The following is a 24,963-nucleotide window of genomic DNA, read 5'->3' as shown; positions in this document are numbered from 1 at the left end:
TCTCATCTCCGACCGGGCCGCACACGGGCCGTACACAGGCCCCGACCGGCTCCGCGCGGGTCAGTCGAGGCGGCGCGGGCCGCCCAGGACCTGCCGTTCCGCCTGCCCGGTGACGATCCGGACGTACTGACGGTTCATCCGGGTCGTCCAGAGCGTCAGGTCGTCCGGGAGCGAGGGCAGGGCGGCGGTCTCGGCCGGTCCGAGCGAGAGCACCCGGCCGATCAGCTCGGCCTCCTCCGGCATCACCCGCTGCACCCCGACCAGGTCGGCCGCGTTGAGCACCCGGGAGGCGTTCGGCCCCAGGTGCGGCACCACCGTCAGGACCGTCTGCCAGGGCGTGGCGGAGAGCCGGCTGCGCGGCGGGCGGGCGCCGAGGTCGCGCACCACGAGCACCGGCGAGGTGACCGAGGCGCCCTGCGGGCCGAGCCGGCCGGGCTGGTGGACCGTCACGCACGGCTGCCCGCCGCCCGCGGCCTGCGCCATCGGCCCCCAGAGGTGGCCGCGGGCGGTCTCGACGGCGATCCGCGCGCCGGTGGCGGCCGCCCGCAGCGCGATGACCTGCGCCGTCCAGAGGCCGCCGACCAGTACCAGGTCGTAGGAGCTGGGCCGGAACAGGCCGAGCACGGCGGGCCGGGAGCGGTGCACGTCCTCGCCGATCAGCACGCCGTCGTCGCCGACCGGGAAGGACAGCGCGTCGAGTTCGGCGAGGGTGAGCACGTGCTTCTCCCGGCGCGGGCCGCGCAGCCCGAAGCCGGGCAGCAGCCGGCGCCCGGTCCGGGGCGCCGGCTCCGCGCCGGCCCGCGGCGCGGGGGCGGGGTAGGACTGCTGCGCCATCAGGACGCACCTCCCAGCGGCAGGGTGGCGAGCACACCGGGCGCCTGCTCCAGGTCGAGCCGGACCAGGCCGAGTCCGGCGCTCTGGGCGCGGGCCTCCAGCTGCCGGCCGAGTTCGACGGCCTCGCTCTCGCTGCGCTCGGTGACCCGGACGTGGCCGCTGAGGGTGACCGAGCCGCCGGTGCCGTGACCGGCGGTCAGGCTGAAGGTGCTGGCCAGCGCGGGCGCGCCGGTGACCAGGTTCACCAGATCGGGGACGGCGATCCGGCCGGGGGTGCCGCCGGGGCGGCCCAGCTGCGGCCAGCGGGAGATCCAGTAGGTGCTGTGCCAGCGGTCGTCGACCCGCCAGAACCGGTTGGTCTCCTGGGTGCGCCGTCCGCTGCCGCCGCCGCTGCCGGTGCCCTGCCGGACCGTCGTGGCCAGCGGGTTGACGCAGGTGGAGATGGCGAGGGCGGCGATCAGCTCGCGCTCGTCGAGCACGGTGACGTCGAAGCCGGCGCTGTTCAGCCGGCCGGCCAGCTGGTCGGTGACCCGCTGGAGCGCCTTGCGGGCGCCCGCCTCGCCGCCGCCCCGGGCGCGCACCGCGGTGGCGGCCCGCTCCGGGTCGAGCTTGAGCGCGACCCAGGTGAGCCGCAGCGCGGGGGTGGCGGTGCCGTCGGCGAGCTCCCGGTAGGCGCGGGCGGCCAGCGACTGCTCGGGCAGGTGCGGCGCGGGCGCGGGCTGGGTGTGCTGGACGAGCTGGACCGACTCCAGGGCGATGTCGTCGACCCGCAGCGCCGAGCAGACCACGTCCAGCGGCAGCGGGCGGGCGGTGCGGTCCGGACGCAGCGGCAGGTCCTTGGCCTGGACGAGCAGGACGGCGCTCAGGAAGGTGCCGTCGCCGACCATGCCGGTCTCCCGGCGCACCGGGCGGCCGCCGAGGTCGGCCTCGGTCGCGTGGGTGCAGGTGCGCAGCGCGGGTTCGAGTTCCAGGGCGGGCGCGAGCGCCGGGTCGGTGCCGGGCGGCGGCAGGTGGGCGCGGGCCCGCTTGCGGCGGGCCTTGAGCGCGGCGCGCACCCGCAGCGCCTCGGGGAGGGTGCGGCCGCGCAGCGGCACCAGTGCCAGCGTGACCAGGGCGAGGGCGACGGCGCCGAAGCCGGCGGCGACCGCCCTGCTGATCGTCCATCCGACCGCGACCAGGGCCACCGCGACCTCGACCAGCACGAGTTGCTGGAGCCTCAGCCGGCTGCCGAGCAGCCCGGGCCGGGGGTGGACGCGGACCGTGACCGGCCCCTGGGGTCCGTCGGCGCGGCCCGGGGCGGAGGAGCCCGCGGTGTCGCTCCCCTCGCGCCGCGCGGCGCGGCGCGGACCACTGCCCCGTGACGTGCTCCGGCGCCCCGGAACGGTCTGGTTCGGCATCCCCCGAGTGCCCCTCTCTGGTCGGTTGTCGCGGCCCGGCTGGCCGGTGCGTGAACCGTACCCGTACCGTACTCACCGTCTGCTGCCGCATCGTAGAGGGTTCGAGCCCGTTCTCGCCCGGGGGGTGGCAGGCCACGGGGAGCAGGGTCCGACAGGGGAGACGACGAGCATGGCATCGCGCCGGGACGAGCTGAACGCCTACACCTTCGCCCGCAAGCGCACGGTCGGAGCCTTCCTGCTGCCCGGCGGCGGGGGGAGCGACGAGGACGCGCCGCGCCCGGTGAAGGCGATCCTGCCGAGCGTGCTGGTGGGGGCGCTGGTGATCGGGGGCTTCGGTCTGTGGGGGGTGTTCAAGCCGAGCGCGCCGGTGGGCTGGGACGAGGGCAAGTACATCGTCCAGGGCAAGCAGAGCACCACCCGCTACGTGGTGCTGCTCGACCCGGACGGGAAGACCAAGCGGCTGCACCAGGTGCTGAACATGGCCTCGGCGCGGCTGGTGCTGCCGGTGGACAGCAAGGTGGTGGTGGTCGACGACGGCGTGCTCGACCGCTATCCCAACCACGGCCCGACGATCGGCATCCCGTACGCGCCGGACAAGCTGCCCAGCAAGGAGAACGCGAGCCGGCCGATGAAGTGGTCGGTCTGCGACCGGCCGGGCGACGAGCAGGGGAGCACCGTCGACCAGGCGGTGTTCGTGGCGGGCGGCGCCGACGCGGACGTGCTCGGGGCGAAGGACCGGATGCTGGACGTGGGCCAGGCGCTGCTGGTGCAGCAGGCGGACGACCCGCAGGTGACCGCCTCCGGTCCGGCCGCGGGCCAGGGGAAGCTGCGGGTGTTCCTGGTGGACAGCAAGGGCCGCCGGCACGCGATCGGCGGCCCGGAGGACTCCGACACCACCCGTTCGCAGCTGATGTGGGCCGTCTTCGGGTCGACGGCGGTGCCGCAGAAGGTGAAGAAGGACTGGCTGGACACCCTGGCGCCGGGCAGCGACATCGTCTTCCCGCGGATCGACGGGCTGGTCCCGGACACCAGGACGGCCAACTCCTCGGTGCCGCTGCAGAATCCGGAGGACCGCAAGGTCGGCCGGCTGGTGCGGTTCGGCGAGAAGTACTACGTGGTGGGGAAGAGCCAGCTGCTGCTGGTCAGCCAGTTCCAGGCGGAGCTGGTCCGGCAGAACCCGCTGCTGCAGCCGCTGTACAACCAGGACGCCAACAAGAGCCCGCGGATCGACGACCTCACCCCGGCCGAGCACGCCACCGTCAACAGCAGTGTGCCGCTGATGGCCGAGGGCGCCGCGGACTGGCCCACCCGGACGGGCGCGCCGGCCAACTCCTGGCAGGCGCCGAAGGACGCCCGGGCGGTGGTCTGCAGCACCTTCGACGGGGTCGCGGAGGACGGCCGGACGCCGCGGCGCAGCGTCTGGGCCGGGACCGAGTACCCGGTGCGGTACGGCAACGGCACCTCGACGGCGCATGTGACGCCGGGTCACGGCCTCTTCTACCGCGCGCTGGACAACGCCATGGACGGCTCCGGCACGGACTTCCTGATCACCGAGACCGGGCTGCGGTACGCGGTTCCGGCCAGCAGCGAGGGCGGCAAGGGCGGCCAGAGCGCGCCGCCGGCCCAGCCCGGCCAGCCGTCCGCGCCGGCGCCCGCGCAGCCCGGCGCGTCGAAGGGGCCGGCCGTGCCGTCGGCGACCCCGTCCGGCCCGCCGCAGCCCGAGGAGCTGGGCGGCAACCAGGCCCGGCTGGGCTACCAGGGGCTGCAGCCGGCGCCGGTGCCGCAGCAGTGGTCGAACCTGGTGCCGGTCGGCCCGGCGCTCAACGCCAGGAGCGCGGCCCAGCAGCAGAACGCCTAGCACCGGTGCGGCGGTCGGCCCGGGCCTCGCCCCGCTGCCCGCAAAGGAATTGGCCACGATGTCATGGCTTGGTAACCGACCGTCGCCCGGTGTTGGGCGAGCTGCGTGTGCCGACTACAGTGCTGCAGGACATCACACCGGTGGTGCCCGGGGGGCCGGAAACAGTCCCTCCGGACTCAAGGTCTGTCTCATGGGGGACGGTAGAGCATGGGTCAGTTCAAGACGACCGCTCAGGAGATGCTGGCTTTCGCCAAGCACATGGACGAGGTCATCAACCAGATCAACACCGAGATCAACGGTCTCAACAACCTGGTGGGTTCGATCACCGGTGGTTGGCAGGGCCAGGCCGCGCAGGCGTACACCAACCTCCAGGGTCAGTTCAACACCGACGCCCAGGAGCTGAACAAGTCGCTGCGCGCCATCAAGGACGCGATCGAGCTCACGACCCAGAAGTACTCGCAGGCGGACGCCGACCAGCAGGCGATCTTCGGCTCCGCAGCCACGTCCTGATCCTCAGCTCTGTCCGTTCACCCGGCGACGCACCCCTCGGGTGATGGGGTGCCTCGCAGCCTCGACTAGGAGACATCGTGGCCGAACACATTCTGGTCAACTTCGAGACCATCAAGAACGCCAGCTCGGAGGTCCGCCGGACCGCGGGCACCATCAAGGCCCAGCTCGAGGAGCTGAAGGCCGGCGTCACCAAGATCTCCGGCAGCTGGGAGGGCGCCGCCCAGCAGGGCTACCAGGCCCACCAGGCCAAGTGGGACCAGCGCGCCGAGCACCTCCAGCAGGTGCTGGAGTCGATCGCCAAGTCCCTGGACAGCGCGGCCTCCAGCTACCAGAACACCGAGAACCGCAACGCCACCCTCTGGACCGGCTGACGGTTCACGGCCCCAGTACCACGCGCCGAAGGGCGGGTGCCCCGTGCGGGCACCCGCCTTTGGCACGACCGCACGACCAGGTGGACGACATGAGGGGTGGCAGGGTGCCGGTGGTCAGGTACCGGACGGCGGCCGCGGCGGTGGCCGCGCTCACGGTGCTCGGCGGCCCGCTGACGGTGCCGGCGGCGGCCGAGGGGCCGGGCGTCTCGGCGTCGGGGGAGTGCGGCAAGAACGCGCAGAACGTGCAGGCCGTGCCGTGGTCGCTGCAGCGGATGGTGCTGGACGAGCTCTGGCAGGGCGGCGCGACCACCGGGGCGGGCGTCCTGGTCGCGGTCATCGACACCGGGGTGGACGACCAGAACCCGCAGCTGGCCGAGAAGGTCCTCGACGGCGGTTCGCTGCTCAAGGACAAGGAGGGCAAGCGGGTCGAGGGCGGCGGCAAGGACGACCTGGTCGGCCACGGCACCAAGGTGGCCGGCATCATCGCGGCCTCCCGCAGCGACCGGACCGGCTTCGTCGGCATCGCCCCGGGTGCCAAGGTGCTGTCCATCCGGCAGAACGACGCCGAGGGCAACGGCGATGTGCACTCGCTGGTGGAGGCCGTCAACTCGGCCGTCGCCCAGGGTGCCAAGGTCATCAACATCTCGCAGGACGTGCGCGGCGCGGCCGACACTCGCTTCGTCGGCTACGAGGAGCTGAAGGCCGCGGTCGACAACGCCGAGAGCCGGGGCGTGGTGGTGGTCGCCTCCTCCGGCAACGACGGCAAGAAGGGCGACACCTACCCGGCGGCCTTCCGCACCGTGCTCGCCGTCGGCGCCTCCGACCGCAACAACGAGCGCACCTACTTCTCCCAGTACGGCGATTTCGTGGACGTCGCGGCCCCCGGCGTCGACATGCTCTCCACCGTCCCGCGCGGCGGGCAGTGCGTGGACAACGGCACCAGCTTCGCCGCGCCGTACGTGGCCGGGCTGGCGGCGCTGCTGGTCGGCGCGCACAAGGACTGGAAGCCGAGCCAGGTGCGCGCCTGGATCGAGCAGACCGCGCAGCGCACCGACCACAAGTCGAACGAGTACATCGGCTGGGGCGTGGTCGACCCGGTGAAGGCCGTCACCACCGCGCCCGCGGCGCCGCCGGACAAGCCGGCCGAGGACCCGCCGGTGCAGTTGGCGTCCGCCCCGATCGTGCCCCGCCCGCTCGGCCTCGGCGAGACCCAGGCCGACCGCGACGGCCGCACCGCGACCTATGTCCTGGGCGTGGGCGCGCTGCTGGTCGCCCTGCTGATCGGCGGCGGCATCGTCCTCCGCGACCACCGCCGCCGCCCCTGAACCCGTGCCCGGACCGCCGGGCAGCGCGCGGACGCGGAAGTTGCCCCGGACGCGGCAGTGCCCCGGGCGAGGGGGAGCCCGGGGCACTGCCGTGTGGGGGAGGGGTGGGGGTCTCGGGTCAGGCCTGCTGGTCCTCGGGGACGGTGATCACCCAGCGGGTGTCCTGCCGGGGGCGCAGGTAGAACAGCCAGTAGAGGGTGGCGACGGCGGTGATGCCGCCGGTCCACAGCAGCGGCACGGTGTCCAGCTGGGTGATCACGTAGACCAGCACCGCGATCAGCACCACCGGCACGGCCGGCCACAGCGGCATCCGCCAGGCGGCGGCGTGCTTGTGCTGGTTGCGGCGGGAGAGCAGTGCGGCGATCGCGACCAGCAGGTACATCCCGGTGACGGCGACGCCGGTGATCTCGCTCAGCAGCTCGCCCTTGACGAAGCAGAGCGCGGCGCCGGGGAGGCCGACTGCCAGGGTGGCGACCCACGGGGAGCCGAACCGGCCCAGGGTGCCGAAGGCCTTGTTGACCGGGCCGGGCCACGCCTTGTCGCGGGCCGAGGCGAACAGCACCCGGGAGTTCTGGATGACCATGACGATGCCGGCGTTGATGATGGCCAGCGCGACGCAGAGGCTGATGAAGGTGCCGACGGCCGAGTTGCTCCAGGCGGTGACCATGCCGGAGATGTCGCCGGAGCTCAGGGTGGCGAGGTCGGGGGCGCCCATGGTGATGGCGGCGACCGGGACCAGGATGACGGCGGCGGAGATCGCCAGCGTCCACAGCACGGTGCGGGACACGTTGCGGCGCGGGTTCTCCAGCTCCTCGGAGAGGTAGACGGCGGTGGAGAAGCCCTGGGTGATGAAGAGCGCGATGCCGAGGGCGCCGATGATCGCGCCGATGCTCACCGTGGTGGTGACGCCGTCCTCGCCGGTGACCACGCCGTGCAGCATGCTGGGGGCGCCGCTGTTGGCGTGGGCGAAGCCGAGCACGGACACGACGCCGGCCGCGATGACCTCCAGCACCAGGAAGACGCCGGTGATCCAGGCGTTGGCGCGCAGGTCCAGCAGGCCGGCCAGGGTGGCGGCGAGCATCACCGCGGCGCCGGCCAGCGGCTTGTCCACGTGCAGGACGGGGGCCAGGTAGTCGGCGGTGCCGAGGGCGATGACCGAGGGGACGATCATCACCACGATCAGCGAGAGCACGAACACCAGCCAGCCGGCCAGCCGTCCGGCCAGGGTGCCGACCATGGCGTACTCGCCGCCGGCGCTGGGGATCAGGGTGCCGAGCTCGGAGTAGCAGAAGGCGACCGCGATACAGAGCACCGAGCCGATCGCGATGGCCAGCGCGGTGGCGCTGCCGATGCTGGAGAACAGCTCCGGGACGATCACGAAGAGCGTGGAGGCCGGGGTGACGCAGGACAGCGTGAGCAGTGTGCCGCCCACGACGCCGATCGAACGCTTGAGCGTCTGCGGGGCGGCGGGGGCGCCCGCGTCGGCCGGGGCGGCGGCCGCGGCGGTCGGTGGGCGAAGCGTGTCGGTCATCGGGGCATCCGATCGGCTCTGTGCGGTCCTGGAGAGGGAGCGGTATCGCCTCCGCTGGCTGTCTGCTCGGTTCTGGTCCTGTCGCTCCCGGGCCGCCATGGAACCTTGGGCGTATCGATCGCGTCAATGCCGGAATTGCTTCGGAATCCGTTGCGGCAATCCGCATAGACATGCGATCTGATGATCACTTATCGTCATCACTATGTATGTCCGACTTGTTACTTTCGCCACATGGCGCTTGAATCCAAGGTGAATGTGGCATTGCGCGCATCAATCCAAGGTCATGGCCGGATGCGGAGGCAGGTCGACCGGAAGTGCCCTGGCCGCAGGCCCGAGCCCCCGTCGGGTACGGGAACCGCAGCCCTCCGGCGGAAAGATCTAGGTAACGTTTCGGAACCTGGACGCCGGAAGGGGCCGGACCCCGAGGATCCGACCCCTTCCCACACGCTCCGTGACGACCGGCCCTCCGCCGCTACGGCGCCGGCAGCCAGCCCGTCTGCACCATCTGCCCGCTGGTCACCCGGCGCGAGACGAACACGCCCCGGCCCGGCGGCAGCGCCTGCGGCTTGACGTTGCCCAGCAGCGGACCCTCGTCCCGGTTGCCGGACAGCAGGACGCCCTGGCCGCCCAGCTCCCGCATCCGCTGCATGAACGGCTCGTACAGCGAGCGCCCGGCGCCGCCGGCGCTGCGCGCGACGATCACCCGCAGCCCGATGTCGCGCGCGAACGGCAGGAACTCGGCCAGCGCGGCCAGCGGGTTGCCCGAGGAGGTCGCCACCAGCTCGTAGTCGTCCACCACCACGAACATGTCCTTGCCGCTGTACCAGCTGCGGTTGCGCAGCTGCTCCGCGGTCACGTCCGGACCGGGCAGTCGGCGCGAGCAGGCCCCGCGCAGCATCTCGACCACGGAGCTCATGGCCGGCTGCGCGGCGGCGTACTCGACCAGGTACTCCGGCGGGACGACGCCGAGCAGCGCGCGCCGGTAGTCGCCGACCACGATCCCGGCCTGGTCCGGGGTGTACCGCTCGGTGATCTGCTTGACCAGCATCCGCAGCAGCGCGGACTTCCCGGACTCGGTGTCGCCGAACACGATGAACAGCGGGTCGGTCTCGAAGTTGACGAAGGCCGGTGCCAGCTCCGCCTCGTCCACGCCGAAGGCGACGCCCCGCTCCGGGTGCTCGAAGCCCTTCGGCAGCGACTGCCCGTCCAGCACCGTCGGCAGCATCCGCACCTGCGGCGCGCGCGGACCGGTCCAGGCCCCGGCGACCGCCTGCACCAGCCCGGCCACCCCGTTCTGCAGGTCCTCCACCGAGCCGGAGCCGTCCAGCCGGGGCAGACCGGTGAGGAAGTGCAGCCGGTCCGCGGTGACGCCCCGGCCCGGCGCGGCCGGCACGGCCTGCGCCACCCGGCGGTCCACCTCGGACTCCATCGCGTCGCCGAGCTTCAGCTCGCTCCGGTTCTGCAGCAGGTCCTTGAGCGCCGGGCGGACCTCGGCGTAACGGGTCGCGGTGACGATCAGGTGCACGCCGTAGCCGAGGCCGCGCTGGGCGATGTCGCCGATGACCGGCTCCAGCGCCTCGAACTCCTGCTTGAAGGTGTTCCAGCCGTCGACCACCAGGAAGACGTCGCCGAACCGCTCGTCCGGCAGCGCGCCGGCGGCCCGGCGGGCCCGGTAGGTGCCGATGGAGTCGATCCCGGTGCTGCGGAAGAGCTCCTCGCGCCGGTTGAGCACCCCGTGCACCTCGGAGACCATCCGGCGCACCTTCTCCGCGTCCAGCCGCCCGGCCACCCCGCCGACGTGCGGCAGGTCCTGGAGCGACTGGAAGCCGCCGCCGCCGAAGTCCAGCAGGTAGAACTGCGTCTCCAGCGGCGTGTGGGTGAGCGCGAACGCGGCCACCGTGGTGCGGATCATGGTCGACTTGCCCGAGCGCGGGCCGCCGACCACCAGGCCGTGGCCGGCCGCGCCCGCGTAGTCCTGCTCGAGGATGTCGCGCTTCTGGTCGCGCGGCTTGTCGACGATGCCGACCGGCACCCGCAGCCGGCCCAGCGTGCCCGACTGCGGCGCGGTCAGCCCGCGCTCGGCGGTCGCCTGCAGCGGCGGCAGCAACTGGTCCACGCTCGGGGGCGCGTCCAGCGGCGGCAGCCACACCTGGTGCGCGGCCGGGCCCTGGCCCGCCATCCGCTGCACGAACACGTCCAGCACGGTGTCCGCCAGGGCGTCGTCCTGCTCCTCGACCAGCGGCTCGACCTCCTCCTGCACCAGCGGCTCGGTCACCGGCACCTCGGCCGCGGTGAACCGCACCGGCCGCGCGGACACCAGCCGGCCGCCGGTCGACCGCTGCTGCCCCGGCGCCCGGTAGGCCCCGGAGACGTAGGCGGCCTTGAACCGCTCCATCACATCGGTGCCGAACTTCAGGTAGCCGACACCCGGCACCGGCGGCAGGTGGTAGGCGTCCGGGACGCCGATCGCCGCCCGCGACTCGGCCGCCGAGAAGGTGCGCAGACCGATCCGGTAGGAGAGATAGGTGTCCAGGCCGCGCAGCTTGCCCTCCTCCAGGCGCTGCGAGGCCAGCAGCAGATGCACCCCGAGGGACCGGCCGATCCGGCCGATCTGGATGAACATGTCGATGAAGTCGGGCTTGGCGGTGAGGAGTTCGGAGAACTCGTCGATGATCAGCACCAGTGAGGGCAGCGGGTCCAGCGCCGCGCCGGCCGCCCGGGCCCGCTCGTACTCGTGGATGTTCGCGTAGTTGCCCGCCCGGTGCAGCAGCTCCTGGCGCCGGTTGAGCTCGCCCTCGATGGCGTCCCGCATCCGGTCGACCAGGGTGAGCTGGCCCTCCAGGTTGGTGATCACCGCCGAGGTGTGCGGCATGTCCGCCATGCCCGCGAAGGTCGCGCCGCCCTTGAAGTCGGCGAGCACGAAGTTCAGCGTCTCCGAGGAGTGCGTCATCGCCAGCGCCAGCACCAGGGTGCGCAGCAGCTCCGACTTGCCGGAACCGGTCGCGCCGACGCACAGGCCGTGCGGGCCCATGCCCTCCAGCGCGGCCTCCTTGAGGTCCAGGTACACGTGCTCGCCGCCGGCCCCGACGCCGATCGGCACCCGCAGCCGCTCGTGCTGCGCCCGCTGCCGCCAGCTGCGGGTCACGTCGAAGGACCCCGGGTCGCCGGAGTTCATCAGATCGGTGAAGTCCAGGTTGGACAGCAGCGGCTCGTCGTCGCCGCCGGCCGAGGCCCGGTACGGCGCCAGCTGCCGGGCCAGCGCCTCGGACTGCCAGGCGCCGAGGGTGTCCGGCTTGCCGGTGTAGGTGGCGCCCGAGGCGGAGCGCAGCACCAGCGCGTCCGGCGAGACGGTGACGATCAGGTGCCCGCTCGGCTCGTCCAGGTCGCCCGGGACGACCTCGACGATGGTCACCCCGTGCACGCCCTCGGCCCCGGCCAGCAGCGAGTCGTGCGGCACCGAGGCGCCGTCCATGACGACCACGATGTGCGGCTGGTCGGCGGCCGGGGCGGCGTCCCGGACGAACCGCTGCCGGCCGGCCAGCTCGTCCTGGAGCAGCAGCTCCAGGTCGCCGAGCCCGGTGGCGATCAGCCGGCGGGAGCCGGCGCCGTCGTTCTCCTTGCGGTGCTGGTTGTGCGGGAGCCACTTGGTCCACTCCCACTCGTCCACCGCGCCGGGCGCCGCCGCGACCGTGATCAGCAGGTCGTCCGGCGAGTGCAGGGTGGTCAGCTGGGCGATCATCGCCCGGACGTTCCCGTACACGGTGTCCGGGTCGCCGCAGACCGTGATGTGGTAGAAGGCGCGCAGCGAGATCGCCAACGGCAGGTCCTGCAGGGTGCCGTGGGCGTTCAGGAAGGTCTGCATCGCGGCCGCCGAGAGCGGCTCCAGCTCGTCCATCGGCGCGGTCTGCGGCGCGACCAGCGGTGTGGACAGCTGGACCGGTCCGCGGCCGACCCTGATCTGCGCGAAGTCCGCGTCGCCGCCCCGCCGCTCCCACAGCCGCCGGCCGTCGGCGACGATCGACCACAGCTGGTCCGGCTCGGGGTTCAGGAACAGCTGCGCGCCGCGCTGGCGCTCGGCGGTCCGGCGTACCTGGCGGCGCATCTGCTGGAGGTACTTGAGGTAGTCGCGCCGCTCGTCCGCGGTGGCCGTGGAGCCGCCCTTGCGGGCGCGGACGATCTGGGCGAGCGCCATGCCGACCGTCGAGACGATCATCAGACCGCCCATGATCTTCATCGGGGCCTGGGCGCCGGGGGCGAAGAAGAACACCGCCGAACCGCCCATGCCGAGCATCGGCAGGATGCTCATCACCCAGTCCTCACCGCCCGAACGGGGCAGCTCGGGTGGGGCCACCAGCTCCACCGGCTCGTCCGGCACCGCCGGGGGATAGGCCCGGGGCGGCCGCTTGACCATGATCACGCCCATACGCGTCCCATCCCCCGACCACGAACGCTTCGCAAGACCACTACGGCATCAGCCCTCACGCAACAGGATCCGTACGGGTGAGGACGCCCCGTGTGACGCCGCCCCCGCTCCGCCGACCGCAGGCATCCGGGGAGGAGCGCGCCGCCCCCGCCGCCCTGCGCAGGGGCCGATCCTACTGGGACCCGCCCCCGCGGCCCCGCCCGCCCTCCACGGGGCCGGGCACGAACCGAGCGGGTAGGGTAACGCCGCGCCAACTCGTGGCCGCGCCCGGCCGGTTCCGCCCGGCCGGCGCCCGCGCGAGGGCCGGACCGGCCGGCCACCGGTGCCGCGCCGGCACCGTGGGGGCGGCGGCACCGCGCACCGGCGCCGAGCACCCGTCACCGAACACCGTCATCAAGGGGGAGCGCCCAGTGCGTCGAGCGAACGAGGTGCGGGCATGACGACGCCCGCGACCACCGGTTTCTGCCGGGTCACCGTCGTCGCGCCGGACAGCCGGATCGACGTCGCCCTGCCCGAGGACGTCCCGCTCGCGGACGTGTACCCCGAGGTACTGCGGCTGTCCGGCCAGACCCAGCCCGACGGCGTCCCCACCGGCTTCCACCTGGTCCGCCGCGACGGCACCGTGCTCGACGGCGGCCGCTCGCTCGCCGCCCAGCAGGTGCGCGACGGCGACCTGCTCAACCTGCGCCCCTTCGCCGAGTCGCTGCCGCCCGCCGTCTACGACGACGTCGCCGACGCGATCGCCACCGCCGGCGAGACCGACCGCCGGTTCTGGAGCCCCGAGCTGATGCGCGCCTTCGGCCTCGTCGGCGCCGGCGTGCTGCTCACCCTGCTCGGCTTCGCGCTCTGGTTCGCCGACCTGCGCCACGACATGCACGGCCTGCCCGGCGTGCTCTCCGGCGTCGTCGCGGTGGTGCTCACCGCCCTCGCCGGCGTCCGCGCCCGGGTCTACCGGGACGCCTGGGCCGGCCTCGCGCTCGGCCTCGGCGCCCTGCCGCACGCCCTGATCGCCGGCAGCGGCATCCTCGCGCCCACCGGCGGCCCGCTGGACGGCCCCGGCCGGCTCCAGTTCCTGACCGGCTGCGTCACCGTCCTGGTGGTCGCCGTCCTGCTGGTCGGCCTGCTGCCCGAGAAGGACTCGCTGTTCGTGGCCGCCGCCTTCCTGGCCGCGGCCGGCGCGCTCGCCACCTTCGCCGCCGTCCTGCTGCCCGGCACCCCGGCCCACCACATCGCGGCCGTCACCGGCGTCGCCGCCGTCGCCGTGATCGGCTTCCTGCCCGGCCTGTCCGCCCGCTTCGCCCGGCTGCCGGTCGGCTACAGCGCCCCCGGCCAGACCCGCGCCCGGGGCCGCGACCACGACGAGGACGCCGCCCGCGCCGAACTGGTCCAGTACGAGCGGATCGCCCACCAGGCCCGCCGCGGCCACGAGGTACTGGTCGGCCTGGTCGGCGGCTGCGCCGCGGTGGTCGTCGGCTCCTGCGCGGTGCTCGGCTTCACCGACCGGACCTTCCCCGAGCTGCTGGCCCTCGTCCTCGGACTGGCCGCCATGCTCCGGGCCCGGCTGTTCCGCTACAGCGCCCAGGTCCTCGCGCTCACCGTCGCCGGGCTGCTCGGCCTGTCGCTGCTGATCGTCGGGCTCTCCCTGCACACCCCGCAGTTCGTGCTGCGGGTCGGCCTCGGCTCCACCGACGCCGATCTGCGCACCGTCTGGCTGACCGCCTCGATCGCCTTCGGCGCCGCCGTGCTCACCGCGATCGCCCTGGTGGTGCCGCGGCTCGGCGTCTCCCCCTTCTGGGGGCGCATCCTGGACCTGGTCGACAGCCTCACCCTGATGTCGCTGGTCCCGCTGGTGCTCGCCGTCCTCGACGTCTACCGGCTGGTCCGCGGCGCCACCGGCTGATCCGCGCACCGGGGCCGCCGACCGTCGGCGTCGGCGGCACTGGTACGCTTGGCCTCCGAGCGCAGCCGTGTGTCCGTCCCCGGGTGGGACGATGCCCGTCGGCCGCGCCCGTACACGACACCGAGTTCTCGCAGAGTCCTGTGCCGTAGACCAGGAACGCTCGGTATCACCTCGAAGGAGTTGCAGTGGCTCTCGCCTCTGACGTCAAGAAGCAGATTTTCGCCGAGTTCGGCCAGAAGGAGGGCGACACCGGCTCCCCCGAGGTCCAGGTCGCCATGCTCTCGCGCCGCATCTCGGACCTGACCGAGCACCTCAAGGCCCACAAGCACGACCACCACTCGCGTCGTGGCCTGCTGATCCTGGTCGGCCAGCGTCGCCGTCTGCTGCAGTACCTGGCCAAGAAGGACATCGAGCGTTTCCGTACGCTCGTCGACCGCCTGGGCATCCGCCGCGGTGCCGCCGGCGGCGCCCGCTGAGAACGCCGCTCGGGGCGGCTCCCCACACCGGGGAGCCGCCCCTCGCGCGTATGCCGCGACCGGTGAGCCGGGCGTCCACCACGGCGCCCGCGCCCACCGGCCGGGGATAACAACTCGCGCGCACCTCCCCAGGTGGCCGAGGATTGCACCGTAGGGTTGTGGGCATGCCGGGTGATGGCGCCGAAAGCGCGCCACCGGGCAGCAGGACCCGAACCCCCCGCGGGACGAAGGCTTCAAACGGAAGCCGCCCGCATCCGAGAGAGCGTCCAGACGCGGACCGCCCGTCCGATACCCGGCCGGCCGAGAGGCGCCGGTCCTCGGTAGTGGCCGCCGGAGGCCCCGCAGACCGAAGCGGGGACCGCCGGAGGCTTCGATCGAAGACCGGCCCGGACCGTCCAGGGTCAGCACGCAGGCGATTACGCGGGGACGCTCTCCCGGAGACGTACGAAAGAGGAGATCTTCCAGGTGGAAGAGAACGTGTTCTACGCCGAGGCCGTGATCGACAACGGTTCCTTCGGCACCCGTACCATCCGCTTCGAGACCGGCCGTCTGGCCCGTCAGGCCGCCGGCTCCGCCGTGGCCTACCTGGACGACGACACCATGGTGCTGTCGGCCACCAGCGCGTCCAAGCAGCCGAAGGAGCACTTCGACTTCTTCCCGCTGACCGTGGACGTCGAGGAGCGGATGTACGCCGCGGGCCGGATCCCCGGCTCGTTCTTCCGTCGCGAGGGCCGGCCCTCCGAGGACGCGATCCTCACCTGCCGCCTGATCGACCGCCCGCTGCGCCCGTCCTTCGTCAAGGGCCTGCGCAACGAGATCCAGGTCGTCGTCACCGTGATGGCGCTCAACCCGGACCACCTGTACGACGTGGTGGCCATCAACGCCGCCTCCGCCTCCACCCAGCTGGCGGGCCTGCCGTTCTCCGGCCCGATCGGTGGTGTCCGCGTCGCGCTGATCAACGGCCAGTGGGTGGCCTTCCCGACCCACAGCGAGCTGGAGTCGGCCGTCTTCGACATGGTCGTGGCCGGCCGCACCCTGCCGGACGGCGACGTCGCGATCATGATGGTCGAGGCCGAGGCCACCGACAAGACCATCAAGCTGGTCGAGGGCGGCGCCGAGGCGCCGACCGAGGAGATCGTCGCCGCCGGTCTGGACGCCGCCAAGCCGTTCATCAAGGTCCTCTGCGCCGCCCAGGCCCAGCTGGCCGCCCAGGCCGCGAAGCCGACCGGCGAGTTCCCGGTCTTCCTGGACTACCAGGACGACGTGCTCGCCGCGCTGACCGCCGCCGTCAAGGACGAGCTGGCGCAGGCCCTCACCATCGCGGGCAAGCAGGAGCGCAACAACGAGCTGGACCGCGTCAAGGCGCTCGCCGCCGAGAAGCTGCTGCCCGAGTTCGAGGGCCGCGAGAAGGAGATCAGCGCCGCCTACAACGCGCTGACCAAGAAGACCGTCCGCGAGCGCGTCATCAAGGACAAGGTCCGCATCGACGGCCGCGGTGTCACCGACATCCGCACCCTGGCCGCCGAGGTCGAGGCCATCCCGCGCGTGCACGGCTCGGCCCTGTTCGAGCGCGGCGAGACCCAGATCCTGGGCGTCACCACGCTGAACATGCTCCGCATGGAGCAGCAGCTCGACACGCTCTCCCCGGAGACGCGTCGCCGCTACATGCACAACTACAACTTCCCGCCGTACTCGGTCGGCGAGACCGGCCGCGTCGGTTCGCCGAAGCGCCGCGAGATCGGCCACGGCGCGCTCGCCGAGCGGGCCATCCTGCCGGTGCTGCCGTCCCGCGAGGACTTCCCGTACGCCATCCGCCAGGTCTCCGAGGCGCTGAGCTCCAACGGCTCCACCTCGATGGGCTCGGTCTGCGCCTCGACCATGTCGCTGCTGAACGCCGGTGTGCCGCTGAAGGCCGCCGTCGCCGGTATCGCCATGGGCCTGATCTCCCAGGAGATCGACGGCGAGACCCACTACGTGACCCTCACCGACATCCTCGGTGCCGAGGACGCGTACGGCGACATGGACTTCAAGGTCGCCGGTACCCGCAACTTCATCACCGCGCTGCAGCTGGACACCAAGCTCAACGGCATCCCGGCGTCGGTGCTCGCCGCCGCGCTGAAGCAGGCCCGCGACGCCCGTCTGCACATCCTCGACGTGATGAACGAGGCCATCGACTCCCCGGACGAGATGTCGCCGAACGCGCCGCGCATCATCACCATCAAGATCCCGGTGGACAAGATCGGTGAGGTCATCGGCCCCAAGGGCAAGATGATCAACCAGATCCAGGAGGACACCGGCGCCGAGATCACGATCGAGGACGACGGCACCATCTACATCGGTGCCGCCGACGGCCCGGCCGCCGAGGCCGCCCGCACCACGATCAACCAGATCGCCAACCCGACCATGCCGGAGGTCGGCGAGCGCTACCTGGGCACCGTGGTCAAGACCACGACCTTCGGTGCCTTCGTCTCGCTCATGCCGGGCAAGGACGGTCTGCTGCACATCTCGCAGATCCGCAAGCTGGCCGGCGGCAAGCGCGTGGAGAACGTCGAGGACATCCTCGGCGTCGGCGCCAAGGTGCAGGTCGAGATCGCCGAGATCGACCCGCGCGGCAAGCTCTCGCTGATCCCGGTCGTCGAGGGCGAGGAGAACGGCGAGGCCGCTTCCGAGTGAAGCGCCGCTAGCTGATCCCGCGGCCCGCACGCCCCCAGCGGCGTGCGGGCCGCACCCTGTTGTCCCCCCATGCTTCGACGGATTGCTTTCTACGGAGGTACCCCCGTGGCTCTGGCCTCGGCGGCGACGCAGCGCCCCGGCACGACCCGAACCCTGCTGAAGGGCGCGGACGGCGCCGGAATCGTGCGCCGCACCGTCCTTCCCGGCGGCCTGCGCGTCGTCACCGAGACCCTGCCGACGGTGCGCTCCGCGACCTTCGGCATCTGGGTCGGGGTCGGTTCTCGCGACGAGACCCCCCAGCTCAACGGCGCCACGCACTACCTGGAGCACCTGCTCTTCAAGGGCACCGAGCGGCGCAGCGCGCTGGACATCTCGGCCGCCCTGGACGCGGTCGGCGGCGAGATGAACGCCTTCACCGCCAAGGAGAACACCTGCTACTACGCGCGGGTGCTCGACACCGACCTGCCGCTCGCCATCGACGTGGTCTGCGACATGCTCACCGGCTCGCTGATCCGCCCCGAGGACGTCGAGGCCGAACGCGGCGTCATCCTCGAGGAGATGGCGATGGCCGAGGACGACCCGGGTGACGTCGTCCACGACCTCTTCGCCAAGGTGATCTTCGGCAACGGCCCGCTCGGCCGCCCGATCCTCGGCACCCAGGAGACCGTCAGGTCGCTCACCCGCGACCAGATCGCGAACTTCTTCCACCGCCGCTACCGGCCCGAGAACCTCGTCGTCGCCGCGGCCGGCAACCTCGACCACCGCAAGGTCGTCCGGCAGGTCGAGCGGGCCTTCGCACCGCTGCTCGCCAAGTCCGAGGCCGCTCCCGCCGAGGCCCGCCGCGGCGTCAAGGCGCTGCGCACCGCCGGCCGGGTCGAGGTGTTCAACCGCTCCACCGAGCAGGCCCACCTGGTGCTGGGCGTGCCCGGGGTGCCCCGGCACGACGAGCGCCGCTGGGCGATGGGCGTGCTCAACGCGGCCCTCGGCGGCGGCATGAGCTCGCGGCTGTTCCAGGAGGTCCGGGAGAAGCGCGGCCTGGCGTACTCGGTGTACTCCTACTCCTCCTCGTACGCGGACAGCGGCCTGTTCGGCATCTATGCCGGCTGCCAGCCCAAGCGGGTCGAGGAGGTGCTGCGGATCTGCCGCGAGGAGCTCGCCAAGGTGGTCGCCGAGGGCATCACCGAGGAGGAGCTGCGGCGCGCGATCGGCCAGATCTCCGGCTCCACCGTGCTCGGCATGGAGGACACCGGCTCGCTGATGAACCGGATCGGCAAGGCCGAACTCAGCTACGGCCACCACCTGTCGGTGGACGACATGCTGGCGAAGATAGCCGCAGTGACCCTGGACGACGTGCACGAGGTCGCCCGTGATGTGCTGGGCGCGTACCGGCCCTCGCTCGCGCTGATCGGCCCGATCAACGACAAGCGGGCCGCCAAGCTGGCCGACCTGCTGGCCTGAAGGGACTACTCACCATGACGCTGCGAGTCGCTGTGATCGGCGCCCGGGGCCGGATCGGCTCGGAGGCCGTCAAGGCCGTCGGGGCCGCCCCGGACCTGGAACTGGTCGCCACCCTCGGCCGGGGCTCGGAGCTCTCCGAGCTGACCGACGCCGGGGTGCAGGTCGCGGTCGAACTGACCCACCCCGACTCGGTGATGGGCAACCTCGACTACTGCCTGTCGCACGGCATCCACGTGGTCACCGGCACCACCGGCTGGACGGAGGAGCGCCTCGCCACCGTCCGGGGGCTGCTCGCCGCCGCGCCGGAACTGGGTCTGCTGATCGCGCCCAACTTCTCCGTCGGCGCCGTGCTCGGCATGAAGTTCGCGCAGGCCGCGGCGAAGTACTTCGAGTCGGTCGAGGTCGTCGAGCTGCACCACGACCACAAGGCGGACGCCCCCAGCGGAACCGCCACCCGCACCGCCCAGCTGATCGCCGCCGCCCGCGCGGAGGCCGGCCGCGCGCCGCAGCAGGACCCGACCACCCACGGCCTGCCCGGCGCCCGCGGCGCCGACGTCGACGGGGTGCCGGTGCACGCGGTGCGGCTGCGCGGTCTGCTCGCCCACCAGCAGGTGATGTTCGGCGACGACGGCGAGACCCTCACCATCCGGCACGACTCGCTGCACCACAGCAGCTTCATGCCGGGCATCCTGCTCGGTGTGCGCAAGGTCGTGCAGACGCCCGGGCTCACCCTGGGCCTCGAACACTTCCTGGACCTGTGAGCGCGGCATGACCTCCCGTACCGGCTTCTTCGTCCTCTCCGGAGTCCTGGCCCTGGTCGCGCTGATCTGCGTCGGCGAGGGCGTCCAACTGGTCGCCACCGGCAAGCCGCTGGGCATCGGCCTGGGCCTGTGTGCCTTCGTCATCCCGGTCATCGGCATATGGTTCCTGCGCCAGACGGTCCGCTTCGGACGGGACAGTGAGCGGCTCGCCCGCGAGCTGGAGGCCGAGGGCGGTCTGCCGGTCGACGAGCTGGAGCGCACCGACGGCGGGCGGATCGACCGCGCCTCGGCCGACGCGGTGTTCGCGCGCCGCAAGGCCGAGGCCGAGGCCGCCCCGGGCGACTGGCGGGTCTTCTTCCGGCTCGCGGTGGCCTACGCCGACGCCGGCGACGTACCGCGCGCCCGCAGGACCATGCAGCACGCCATCAAGCTGCACCGCGCCACCGGCGCCGACACCACCCCGGACGGCGCCGGCAGCACCATCGGCAAGCCCGCGAGGAGCAACGCGTGAGCGAGGACACCACCGCCCCCCGGTTCCGCAGCGACATCACCGCGGACCTGGTCCGCGCCGCCGCCGCCGACTCGGACGTCATCTGGGCGGCCCGGGTCTCGACGGCGGGGGAGCAGTCCCTGGAGGCCCTCCAGCAGGACCCGGACAAGTCCGCGGGCCTGATCAACTTCCTGATGCGCGACCGGCACGGCACGCCGTTCGAGCACAACTCGATGACCTTCTTCATCAGCGCGCCGATCTTCGTCTTCCGCGAGTTCCACCGCCACCGCAGCGGCTGGTGCCTCGCCGGGGACACCGAGATCACGCTGCAGGGCAAGGACGGGTCGCTCAGGCGCCGGACCATCGCCGACCTGTACCAGCAGTGGCACGTCGGCGTGGAGGACCGGATCGAAGCCGGTAAGGGCGGCGTGACCTGGCACAAGAAGTCCGAGAAGTGGCGGGCGCAGGTCAAGCAGAAGGGCGAGACCCACCACTTGGGTCTGCACGGCACTCGCGAGGCGGCGGAGGCCGCCGTCGCGGAGTTCCGCGCCCTGAATCCGAGCAAGCGGACCCGGAAGCTGGAGTCGGTCCGGCGAAACCACGTCCGCTGCTTCGACGAGCGCACGCTCCTGGCCGGGCGCGCGCGGATCGTCGACGTGATGGAGTCGGGTGTCAAGCAGCTCCTCCGGCTGACCACCGCGAGCGGCAAGCAGCTGCGGTGCAGCAAGGACCACGCGATCCTCACTCCGGACGGCTGGCGCAAGGCGGGTGAGCTGGCGGTCGGTGACTCGGTGATGACCGGTGGTACCGCGGCACGTCCGTCGGAGGCGCTGGTCCCGCCGAGCCTTCGGCGGGGCATCGGTGTGTGGACCTCGATGCAGCGGAACCGGCTCATCGACGAGCAGGACGTGTGCTACCTGTGTTCCCGCGTGTTCCCCCGGGAGGCGCTGGAGCTGGACCACGTCGTACCGGTCGCCCTCGACCTGGGCAAGGCACTGGACGAGAAGAACCTGGCGCCTGCCTGCGGAGACTGCCACGCCGCCAAGAGCGCGGGCGAACAGGCCCTGGCCAGGCGCGGTGGCAAGGTCGCCCTCGCCGAGGCCGACCTGGTCACCGGGATCGTCGAGGACGGCGAGGAGATGACGTACGACCTGGCGGTGGAGGGGCCTTGGCACAACTTCCTGGCCGGCGGCATCGTCGTCCACAACTCGTACAACGAGGAGTCCGGGCGCTACCGCGAGCTGCAGCCGGTCTTCTACCTGCCCGCAGAGGACCGCAAGCTGGTCCAGCAGGGCAGGCCGGGCCGGTACGAGTTCGTCGACGGGAGCCCGGAGCAGCACCGGACCGTCGGGGCCGCGATGGAGTCCGCCTACACCGAGGCCTACGAGCGCTACCAGGAGATGCTGGCGGCGGGAGTGGCCCGGGAGGTCGCCCGCGCGGTGCTGCCGGTCGGGCTGTTCTCCTCGATGTACGCGACCTGCAACGCCCGCTCGCTGATGCACTTCCTGTCGCTGCGGACCAAGCGGGAGTACGCGGCGGTGCCGTCGTTCCCGCAGCGCGAGATCGAGATGGTCGCCGAGCGGATGGAGGAGCAGTGGGCGGAGCTCATGCCGCTCACCCATGCGGCCTTCGAGAAGCACGGCCGGGTCGCGCCCTGACCTGCGACGACGGGCATCCGGGGGGAGTGCCGGGCATGTCTGGATTGCGGCATTTCTGACCTCTCCCTACGCTCGTGAACACGGATTCCGGTGCTGCTTGAACCCCCGAGCACGCAGCACCGGAATCCCATGTTTCCGCTGCTGGAACCGGTTCCGCGGGGCCCGTACCGGGACGATCCCGGACCGTTCCGCAGGCACGGCCGTCCGAACCGTGGACCGGCCTGGGTGTCGCCCCACCGCCTACGAGTAGTTTTGGACACATGGCTCCGACCTCCACCCCCCAGACGCCCTTCGGCCGGGTCCTGACCGCGATGGTGACACCGTTCACCGCCGACGGCGGCCTCGACCTCGACGGCGCCCAGCGCCTCGCCGCGCACCTCGTCGACTCCGGCAACGACGGCCTCGTCGTCAACGGCACCACCGGCGAGTCCCCGACCACCAGTGACGCCGAGAAGGCCCAGCTCGTCCGCGCCGTGGTGGAGGCCGTCGGCGACCGGGCCCACGTGGTGGCCGGCGTCGGCACCAACGACACGCACCACAGCGTCGAGCTGGCCCGGCAGGCCGCGGCCGCCGGCGCGCACGGCCTGCTGTCGGTCACGCCGTACTACAGCAAGCCCCCGCAGGAGGGCCTGTACCGGCACACGGTGCGGATCGCCGACGCCACCGAACTTCCTGTCATGCTGTACGACATCCCGGGCCGCAGCGGCGTCGCGCTGAGCCACGAGACGCTGGTCCGGCTGGGCGAGCACCCGCGGATCGTCGCCAACAAGGACGCCAAGGGCGACCTGGGTGCCGCGTCCTGGGCGATCGCCCGCTCCGGACTGGCCTGGTACTCCGGCGACGACATCCTCAACCTGCCGCTGCTGTCGGTCGGGGCCGCGGGTGTGGTGAGCGTGGTCGGGCACGTGGTGGCCGGCGAGCTGCGGGCCATGGTCGAGGCCCACCTGGCCGGGGATGTGGCCAAGGCCACGGCGGTCCACCAGCGCCTGCTGCCGGTGTTCACCGGTATCTTCCGCACCCAGGGCGTCATTCTCACCAAGGCCGCGCTGGACCTCCAGGGTCTGCCGGCCGGGCCGCTGCGACTGCCCCTGATCGGCGCGACTCCGGAGGAGATCGCGCAACTGAAGAAGGATCTCGCCGACGGCGGGGTAGACCTGTAACAGACGAAGACGTGCGCGCCCCGGCTCGCCGGACCCTCACGGGCCCGCCGCTGGACCGGACCGAAGGCGCGAGAGCACAGACCTGGTAGGAAAACCGACACGGAGAACGCACGCCATATGTCTCACGGGGGAGGACCCCGGACATATGGCGTGCGTCGTGAGGAGAGTCTTTTGAGCCACCCGCATCCCGAACTCGGCGCGCCGCCGGCCCTCAAGGCGGGCGCCCTGCGCATCACCCCGCTCGGCGGTCTCGGTGAGATCGGCCGCAACATGACGGTCTTCGAATACGGGGACCGCATTCTCATCGTCGACTGCGGCGTCCTCTTCCCCGAGGACGAGCAGCCCGGCGTCGACCTGATCCTCCCGGACTTCACCTACATCCGGGACCGTCTGGACAAGATCGACGGCATCGTCCTCACGCACGGCCACGAGGACCACATCGGCGCCGTCCCGTTCCTCCTCCGGGAGAACCCGGACATCCCGCTGATCGGGTCGAAGCTCACCCTGGCGCTGATCGAGGCCAAGCTCGCCGAGCACCGCATCCGCCCGTACGTGCTGGAGGTCGCCGAGGGCGACCGCGAGCGGATCGGCCCCTTCGACTGCCAGTTCATCGCGGTCAACCACTCCATCCCGGACGCGCTGGCCGTCGCCGTGCGCACGCCCGCCGGCATGGTCGTCGCCACCGGTGACTTCAAGATGGACCAGCTGCCGCTCGACGGCCGGCTGACCGACCTGCCGACCTTCGCCAAGCTGGCGGAGGAGGGCATGGACCTGCTGCTGGTGGACTCCACCAACGCCGAGGTCCCCGGCTTCATCCCGTCCGAGCGGGACATCTCCGCGGCGCTGCGCAATGTCTTCGCCAACGCGGACAAGCGCATCATCGTGGCCTCCTTCGCCAGCCACGTGCACCGCATCCAGCAGGTGCTGGACGCCGCGCACGAGTACAAGCGCAAGGTCGCCTTCGTCGGCCGGTCGATGGTCCGCAACATGGGCATCGCCCGCGACCTCGGCTACCTCAAGGTGCCCGGCAACATGGTCGTCGACGTCAAGCAGCTCGACGACCTGCCGGACAAGGAGGTCGTGCTGATCTGTACCGGTTCGCAGGGCGAGCCGATGGCCGCGCTGTCCCGGATGGCCAACCGCGACCACCAGATCCGCATCGTCGAGGGCGACACCGTCGTCCTCGCCTCCTCGCTGATCCCCGGCAACGAGAACGCCGTCTACCGGGTGATCAACGGCCTGACCCGCTGGGGCGCCAAGGTCGTCCACAAGGGCAACGCCAAGGTGCACGTCTCGGGCCACGCCTCGGCCGGCGAGCTGCTGTACTTCTTCAACATCTGCAAGCCGCGCAACCTCATGCCGGTGCACGGCGAGTGGCGCCACCTGCGGGCGGCCGCCGATCTCGGCATCGCCACCGGCGTCCCGCGCAACCGGGTCGTCATCGCCGAGGACGGTGTCTGCGTCGACCTGGAGAAGGGCGTCGCCCGGATCGTCGGCAAGGTGCAGGCCGGCTACGTCTACGTGGACGGCTCCTCGGTCGGCGACATCACCGAGGCCTCGCTCAAGGACCGCAGGATCCTCGGCGAGGAGGGCTTCATCTCCTGCTTCGTCGTGGTGGACTCCACCAACGGCAAGATCGTCGGCGGCCCGAGCATCCAGGCCCGGGGTTCCGGCATCGACGACGCCGCGTTCGTCCCGGTGGCGGCCAAGCTCCAGGAGGCGCTCGACCGCTCGGCGGGCGACGGCGTGCTGGAGATCCGTCAGGTCCAGCAGCTGGTGCGCCGGACCCTCGGCAAGTGGGTCGCGGACAACTACCGCCGCCGCCCGATGATCCTGCCGGTCGTCGTCGAGGTGTGATTTGACGTGGGGCAACCCGGTGCGTAATGTTCTCCGGGTTGCCCCACGGGACGGCCCCCAGTCGAAGTCCTCGAAATGAAATTCGAGAACGGAGCGGGAAAACGGCCCGAAAAACTCTGGTAGAGTTCGGGAGCGCCGAAAGGCCCAAGCAAATTCGATGAATGAAACTCCGGAAAACGGAGCGGAAAACATCTGATAAGCTGGGAACACGAAAGAACGAAGCGCCCGGAGGGCCGGTGTGAAAGCCGCCTGAAGGAAGTGTCCGTTCCTTGAGAACTCAA

General features: G+C 72.0%; 17 protein-coding genes and 1 pseudogene. 14 read left to right on the top strand and 4 right to left on the bottom strand.

Going from position 1 to position 24,963, the window contains the following annotated elements:
* Positions 1 to 60: 60 nt before the first annotated feature.
* Complete coding sequence (locus IF01_RS0135370) at positions 61 to 834, bottom strand: hypothetical protein (protein WP_030397722.1); 774 nt, start codon at positions 832 to 834, stop codon at positions 61 to 63.
* Positions 834 to 2,231: a type VII secretion protein EccE gene (eccE, locus tag IF01_RS0135365; protein ID WP_078880580.1), complete on the bottom strand. Its 1,398-nt coding sequence runs from the start codon at positions 2,229 to 2,231 to the stop codon at positions 834 to 836. Before eccE ends, IF01_RS0135370 begins: the two co-directional genes overlap by 1 nt.
* A 169-nt stretch (positions 2,232 to 2,400) precedes the next feature.
* Between eccE and IF01_RS0135360 the strand changes: the two genes are divergently transcribed.
* The 4 genes from IF01_RS0135360 to mycP all read left to right on the top strand — a co-directional run bounded on the left by IF01_RS0135360 (position 2,401) and on the right by mycP (position 6,295).
* The gene (locus IF01_RS0135360; protein ID WP_030397720.1) at positions 2,401 to 4,089 is read left to right on the top strand and encodes a type VII secretion protein EccB; all 1,689 of its coding nucleotides are present in this window, start codon (positions 2,401 to 2,403) and stop codon (positions 4,087 to 4,089) included.
* 207 nt (positions 4,090 to 4,296) lie between these two features.
* A complete protein-coding gene (locus IF01_RS0135355; protein WP_037782395.1) occupies positions 4,297 to 4,599 on the top strand; it encodes a WXG100 family type VII secretion target in 303 nt (100 codons plus the stop codon).
* A 77-nt stretch (positions 4,600 to 4,676) separates the two neighbouring features.
* The gene (locus IF01_RS0135350; RefSeq protein ID WP_030397718.1) at positions 4,677 to 4,970 is read left to right on the top strand and encodes a WXG100 family type VII secretion target; all 294 of its coding nucleotides are present in this window, start codon (positions 4,677 to 4,679) and stop codon (positions 4,968 to 4,970) included.
* Positions 4,971 to 5,059: 89 nt separating this feature from the next.
* Positions 5,060 to 6,295, top strand: a complete 1,236-nt coding sequence (gene mycP, locus IF01_RS0135345; RefSeq protein WP_051742872.1) for a type VII secretion-associated serine protease mycosin — start codon at positions 5,060 to 5,062, stop codon at positions 6,293 to 6,295.
* 118 nt (positions 6,296 to 6,413) lie between these two features.
* Here mycP and IF01_RS0135340 read toward each other — a convergent pair whose 3' ends face one another.
* Together IF01_RS0135340 and IF01_RS0135335 are read right to left on the bottom strand one after the other, a co-directional pair.
* Entirely contained in the window at positions 6,414 to 7,826 is a 1,413-nt protein-coding gene (locus IF01_RS0135340) for an APC family permease (protein WP_030397716.1), read from the bottom strand.
* A gap of 472 nt (positions 7,827 to 8,298) precedes the next feature.
* A complete protein-coding gene (locus IF01_RS0135335) occupies positions 8,299 to 12,249 on the bottom strand; it encodes a type VII secretion protein EccC (protein WP_030397715.1) in 3,951 nt (1,316 codons plus the stop codon).
* 436 nt (positions 12,250 to 12,685) lie between these two features.
* Here IF01_RS0135335 and eccD point away from each other — a divergent pair, with 436 nt between their 5' ends.
* The 10 genes and pseudogenes from eccD to IF01_RS0135290 all read left to right on the top strand — a co-directional run bounded on the left by eccD (position 12,686) and on the right by IF01_RS0135290 (position 24,682).
* Positions 12,686 to 14,149 carry a type VII secretion integral membrane protein EccD gene (gene eccD / locus IF01_RS0135330; RefSeq protein WP_030397714.1) on the top strand — a complete coding sequence of 488 codons (1,464 nt, stop codon included), beginning with the start codon at positions 12,686 to 12,688 and terminating at the stop codon, positions 14,147 to 14,149.
* A gap of 185 nt (positions 14,150 to 14,334) precedes the next feature.
* Positions 14,335 to 14,625, top strand: coding sequence for a 30S ribosomal protein S15 (gene rpsO / locus IF01_RS0135325; RefSeq protein WP_030397713.1), 291 nt, complete (start codon positions 14,335 to 14,337; stop codon positions 14,623 to 14,625).
* 465 nt (positions 14,626 to 15,090) lie between these two features.
* Complete coding sequence (locus tag IF01_RS0135320) at positions 15,091 to 17,298, top strand: polyribonucleotide nucleotidyltransferase (RefSeq protein WP_030397712.1); 2,208 nt, start codon at positions 15,091 to 15,093, stop codon at positions 17,296 to 17,298.
* A gap of 69 nt (positions 17,299 to 17,367) precedes the next feature.
* Entirely contained in the window at positions 17,368 to 18,756 is a 1,389-nt protein-coding gene (locus IF01_RS0135315; protein WP_078880579.1) for a M16 family metallopeptidase, read from the top strand.
* A gap of 14 nt (positions 18,757 to 18,770) precedes the next feature.
* Entirely contained in the window at positions 18,771 to 19,517 is a 747-nt protein-coding gene (gene dapB / locus IF01_RS0135310) for a 4-hydroxy-tetrahydrodipicolinate reductase (protein ID WP_030397710.1), read from the top strand.
* A 7-nt stretch (positions 19,518 to 19,524) separates the two neighbouring features.
* A complete protein-coding gene (locus IF01_RS0135305; RefSeq protein WP_233290503.1) occupies positions 19,525 to 20,028 on the top strand; it encodes a hypothetical protein in 504 nt (167 codons plus the stop codon).
* Positions 20,025 to 20,306, top strand: a pseudogene (locus tag IF01_RS50490) (FAD-dependent thymidylate synthase); the annotation flags it as partial. The gene IF01_RS0135305 and the pseudogene IF01_RS50490, both read left to right, overlap by 4 nt.
* A gap of 96 nt (positions 20,307 to 20,402) precedes the next feature.
* Positions 20,403 to 21,665, top strand: coding sequence for an FAD-dependent thymidylate synthase (gene thyX, locus IF01_RS51640; protein WP_233290508.1), 1,263 nt, complete (start codon positions 20,403 to 20,405; stop codon positions 21,663 to 21,665).
* Positions 21,666 to 21,925: 260 nt separating this feature from the next.
* Positions 21,926 to 22,825, top strand: a complete 900-nt coding sequence (gene dapA / locus IF01_RS0135295; protein ID WP_030397707.1) for a 4-hydroxy-tetrahydrodipicolinate synthase — start codon at positions 21,926 to 21,928, stop codon at positions 22,823 to 22,825.
* A gap of 171 nt (positions 22,826 to 22,996) precedes the next feature.
* Positions 22,997 to 24,682, top strand: a complete 1,686-nt coding sequence (locus IF01_RS0135290) for a ribonuclease J (RefSeq protein ID WP_030397706.1) — start codon at positions 22,997 to 22,999, stop codon at positions 24,680 to 24,682.
* Positions 24,683 to 24,963: the final 281 nt, after the last annotated feature.

Source organism: Kitasatospora purpeofusca (genome assembly GCF_000718025.1).
GTDB classification, from domain to species: domain Bacteria; phylum Actinomycetota; class Actinomycetes; order Streptomycetales; family Streptomycetaceae; genus Kitasatospora; species Kitasatospora purpeofusca.
This window is presented reverse-complemented; position numbering and strand designations above follow the sequence as displayed.